The sequence below is a fragment of the Methanofollis sp. genome, assembly GCF_028702905.1.
Classification (GTDB): Archaea; Halobacteriota; Methanomicrobia; order Methanomicrobiales; family Methanofollaceae; genus Methanofollis.
On record NZ_JAQVNX010000129.1, the window covers coordinates 1 to 4,872 of the forward strand.

At 63.0% G+C, this 4,872-nt stretch carries 3 protein-coding genes and 1 pseudogene; 2 read left to right on the forward strand and 2 right to left on the reverse strand.

Features of this window, described 5'->3' with window-relative positions:
* Positions 1-2,154, forward strand: a 2,154-nt coding sequence (locus PHP59_RS11295) for an oligosaccharyl transferase, archaeosortase A system-associated (RefSeq protein ID WP_300167040.1), incomplete at its 5' end; no start/stop codon positions are given.
* 8 nt (positions 2,155-2,162) lie between these two features.
* Here the strand turns inward: PHP59_RS11295 and PHP59_RS11300 are convergent.
* Positions 2,163-3,305 carry a glycosyltransferase gene (locus tag PHP59_RS11300; protein ID WP_300167043.1) on the reverse strand — a complete coding sequence of 381 codons (1,143 nt, stop codon included), beginning with the start codon at positions 3,303-3,305 and terminating at the stop codon, positions 2,163-2,165.
* A 148-nt stretch (positions 3,306-3,453) separates the two neighbouring features.
* Here PHP59_RS11300 and PHP59_RS11305 point away from each other — a divergent pair, with 148 nt between their 5' ends.
* Positions 3,454-4,020, forward strand: a complete 567-nt coding sequence (locus PHP59_RS11305) for a DUF2115 domain-containing protein (protein ID WP_300167046.1) — start codon at positions 3,454-3,456, stop codon at positions 4,018-4,020.
* Positions 4,021-4,038: 18 nt separating this feature from the next.
* On the opposite strand, the pseudogene PHP59_RS11310 reads toward PHP59_RS11305, so the two are convergent.
* A pseudogene (locus PHP59_RS11310) lies at positions 4,039-4,872 on the reverse strand (hypothetical protein); the annotation flags it as partial.

Sequence of the window (4,872 nt, forward strand, 5' to 3'; positions counted from 1 at the left end):
GTGATGTACCTCCTCGGGCGGCAGCTCGAGTCCTGGAAGACCGGGATCGTCGCCGCCGGGCTGATCCCCTTCGTATCCCTGGCATTCTACTACCGTTCGGTCTTCGGTTTCGTCGACCACCATGTGACAGAGGTGCTCTTCAGCACGCTCTTCTGTCTCTGCTCTATCGCGGCACTGGGGTACGCCTCGGGGCTTTCATTCCCGTCCCCGGACAGGACAGTCCTCAGGAACGCATTCCTTCTCTCGTCGGCGGCAGGCGTCGCGTACCTCCTGGGACTGCTGAACGCTCCCACGATGGTCCTCTTCGCTCTCATTGCCGGGGTATTCACCGTCATCCAGTTCGTGCGCGAGCACGGGGAGGGACGGCACGGCGAATACCTCCTCCTCGTCAACGGCGTCGTCTTCGGCATCCCGGCCCTGTATATGCTGCTCTTCGGCGTCCATACCGACGTCCTCTCCTTCACGACCTACTCGATCGCCCACCCCATCGCCTACCTGATGCTGATCACGGGGACCGCAGTCCTGTACGCACTTTCCCGCGTGCTCGCCGGGAAGAGGTGGGAGTACCCGGCGGCGATCGGCGCACTCGGGATCGGGTCGGTGGTCCTCCTCGGCGTCGTCGACCCGGCGCTCTCCGCGATGTTCTGGCAGAACCTGACGACCTTCTTCGGGACTGTCTACGAGACCTCCCTGATCAGGGAGATGGAGCCATGGAACCCCGCACTCGCCTGGACGAGCCTGAACTACGGTCTCATCCTCCTTGCCGGAGGACTCGGGGTCCTCGGGTACCGCACCCTCAAGAGCACCAGGCCAGAGTCCCTCTTCGTCCTGGTCTGGTCGGCCCTCATCCTGGTGGCCGCGGTCCAGCACATCAGGTACGAGTATTACCTTTCGGCCGTCGCCGCCCTCCTTGCGGCGCTCGTCATCGCCGCCGCCGTCGAGTACGGCGGGCGGGAGACGATCGGGTACCTCCGCGGTTTTCGGGAGGGGAAAGAGAGAAAGGAGACACCAAAAAAGGGATCAAAAAAGAAAGTACCTGCAAAAAAAACCCATCCAGAAAAGATGGCGACATTCCTTGTGGTCATCGTCCTTGCCGCCGCCTTCGTCGTCACCTCTGCCGGCAACGACATCACTCTCGGGAGCCATGCAGATAACTCCGCCGTCGTCTCGAACGAGTGGCAGGAGACCCTGGAATGGCTGGGCGCACACACACCTGACCCTGGCGTGGACGTCCTCGGGGTCTATGAGAAGGACACCTTCCGGTACCCCGAAGAGGCCTACGGGGTCATGGCATGGTGGGACTTCGGCCACTGGATCACATATCTCGCAGGGCGTATCCCCAACACCAACCCCTTCCAGGACAATGTCGTGGGGCCGGGCGGTGCGGCCACCTTCTTCATGGCGACGACCGAGGACGAGGCCGAGGATGTGCTCGGGGTGGCGGGGTCACGCTATATCATCACCGACGGCAGGACCATGACAGGAAAGTTCGCCACCATCGCGTCCTGGATAAACCCCGGAGCAGGGATGGGCCGGTATGCACGCGGTTTCCTGCCGCCGAACGCCGCCCAGACAGAAGGACAGAAGATGGTGTGGGTCTATGACGCCCCCTACTATCACACGATGGCGACCAGGCTGCAGATACTGGACGGGTCGATGACCGAACCGTCAGAGGCCTATTGCGTCGCGTATGACAACAGCACGCTCGCCACGCGGGGGTACCCCCAGATCAGGCAGGTCTTCCGCGGACCGCTGGACGAGATCAGGGAGAAGGCGGAGGTGTATACCCTCGGCGCACCGGCGGGACAGGGTGCGGTCGCGCTCAGCGACAGCCCGGCCCGGCCCCTCGACACGGTCCCGGCCCTCGGACACTACCGGTTGGTCTACGAGTCGTCGAAGGACCAGGCGACGAGCATCAAGGTCTTCGAGCATGTGCCGGGTGCGGTCGTGAAAGGGGAGGGTGTCGTCGAACTGCCCCTTGTCACGAACAGCGGCCGTGCATTCACCTACAGGCAGCAGAGCGTGAACGGGACATTTGTCCTGTCTTACTCCACTGAAAGCGAGAACGGCGGCGTCAGGGCGACGGGGCCGTACAGGATCGCCGGGACAGACACCTCCTTCACGGTGACGGAAGAGGCGGTCCTCTCCGGGTAAAATCCCCATCACTCCTCTTTTTGATCGGCCTTGAGGAGCATCATGCTGACGAAGATCGCCGCAAAGAGGATCTGGATCCCGGCGAGGAAGAGGGCGAGGGCCCAGACTGCATTCGCAATCTGGGAGAGGGAGCCGAAGCCCGCGGCGGCCCACTGGTAGACGATGCCAAAACCGACGGCAGCCCCTCCTGCCATCATGAGGGTGCCGCCCGCGATCCCCCATTCAAGGATATTGTAGTTCAGCAGCCCCGAAACGATTGCGCTCTTCTGCCCGTAGCCGTGGACGGTGGAGAAGACCCTGATGATGAGTCCCATCAGCATGCCCTCCAGACCCCCGATGAAGGCGAGGGACGCGAGTATGAAGGAGTGGAGGCGGTAGGTCTCGACATCGCCCCGCACAAGGAAGAGAAGCATCAGCGAGAGGCCGAAAAAGGCGAAGAAGAGGCCGGGGACCGCGAGGAACGGCACGGGCCGGTAGAGGAGCATAAACCTGACATGCCGCCAGCCGTCGGAGAAACTCTGGAGTTTCGAGGGGGCACGGCGGGGGTGGTAGGTGATCGGCACCTCTTCTATGCGGAGTCCGGCGATCGCCGCCTCGATGATCATCTCGGATGCGAACTCCATCCCGCCGGTCTTCAGGTGGAGGCACTCCAGGGCGTCCCGCCGGATCGCACGAAAGCCCGTATGGGAGTCTGAGATATGGGTGCGAAAGACCCGGTTCAGGAGCCAGGTAAGGAGGGGATTGCCGATATAGCGGTGGAGGGGAGGCATGGCGCCGGGGAGGAGCGTCCCCCGGAGGCGCGAGCCGAGCACCATGTCGGCCCCCCCTTCCAGCGGCGCCAGCAGCCTCGGGATTTCGAGAAAGTCGTAGGTGTTGTCGGCGTCCCCGATGACGATGTACGTCCCGCGGGCCCGGGCAAGGCCTGCAAGATACGCGTTGCCATAGCCCATCTTCTCGGGCCTGACGACGATCGCCCCGAGTGAGGCTGCGATCTCGGGTGTCCTGTCCAGGGACGAATCGGCGACGATGATCTCCCCCTCGATACCGAGGTCTGCAAAGACCTGCCTGATCTTTGTGATGCAGTCGGCGATGGTCTCTTCTTCGTTCAGGGACGGAAGGACCACAGAAATTTCAGGAGGCGATCGATTCATCGGTATCTGAGACCAATAATAATACCAGACATATATAGTGTCGCGGGGGCATGCCTGAAAAGAGTGTGAGATCAGGTCATGGACATATGAGATGGGAGAGAGGCATCCACACTCCTGATATCTCCAGAACGCCAAAAATATCCTGTCCATGCCCGACCGTATCCGTGCCGCCGCCGACCGCCTTGCCCGATGCCGGAGCCGCGGTGATCTTGCAGAGGCGATCGCAGTCGAGGCAGAGCGGTATACCCTCTTCGACCTCCAGCAGATCGGCGGGGGGATCAAAAGGGAGGTCGACCGCCTGCCCGAGCCGTACCGCTCCCGGGTGCGGCCGTACTTCGAGGCGCAACTCTTCGGCGCATACCACCGCCTGATGCTCGCCCACCGTTCAGGATCTTTTGCAGCTCTTGAAGGCCCGATTGCCGACCGGGAACGTTTTGACGCGTTCGTCGCCCTCATCGTTCCGGGATGTCTGGAAGACGGGGGTACGGACTTCGGCCTGAAAAATCCCCACCACACACTCTTCTACTATCTGATGGCGGGCTTTGTGATGTTTGTCGAGGGCGGGCCCGGCCACCCTGTCGGCACGCCCTTCCCCGGCGGCTTTGCCGTCGAAAAAAAAGGGGAGAACTATTACTGCCCGATCCGGGAGAAGGAGGAGGAGGTGCTCTTCTCCATCTGCAATGTCTGCCCGGCGAAGCAGATGGAGGGGGTGTGAAGTTAAAAAAAGAGAATGTTACTTCTTCCGGAAGGCGTAGATCCCGCCGAAGAGGACGAGGAGCACACCGCCGCCCGCTGCCCACTGCCAGGGGAAGCCGACGCCGACGCCCTGCGGCGCCGGAGTCGAGGCCGCAGTCTCAACTGCTTCAGTCGTCGGGGCCGCGATGGGGACGGTCGCCGTCGCCTCAGGGGCTGCCGCCGGTTTTGCCTCGGCAAAGACCGCGAACAGGGTGAAGTGCGAGACCTTCGCAGTGACAGACCGCTTCATGCTGTCGACGGTGGTCTCCAGGGATTCCCAGGTCCCGGTCTTGCTGTTGTACCACCTGACCACGAACTGCTCTCCTGCGGCGAGGCGCTCCCACTCCTCGGGAGTGAGGGTGAGGCTGACCTCGACAGCTGGGTCGAAGGTCGCCCCGTCAGGGCCGCCCTTCAGGGCGCGGCCGAATGCCTCAGGGCCCGCGTCGACGCCGGGCAGGTCGTCTGCAGGGACGCTCCTGAGGGTCACCGACTCAAGGGCACGCCCGAACATATCCTTCGCCCTGACCCCCTGGCCGATGGAGAGGGCGGCATCCTTCTCAGCGGTGGAGATAACGGTCCTGTACTGGACAGCCCCATTGCCGTCGAGATCGAGGGGGCCGTTCCCGGTGTACTCCATCACCGGCGCCGCAGGCTGGACAGGTGCCGACGGAGCGCCGCCACCGCCGCCGCCGCCGGAAGACCCGCCGGTGAAACCGCTGTCGGCTGCTTTGACGACGAAGCTGAGATTCTGATAGAGATCGTTACTGTCGACCGAGTCCAGGGAACCGGTCAGGGTTTTCACGGCATCCACGGCCGAAAGCCCGCCCAGGTC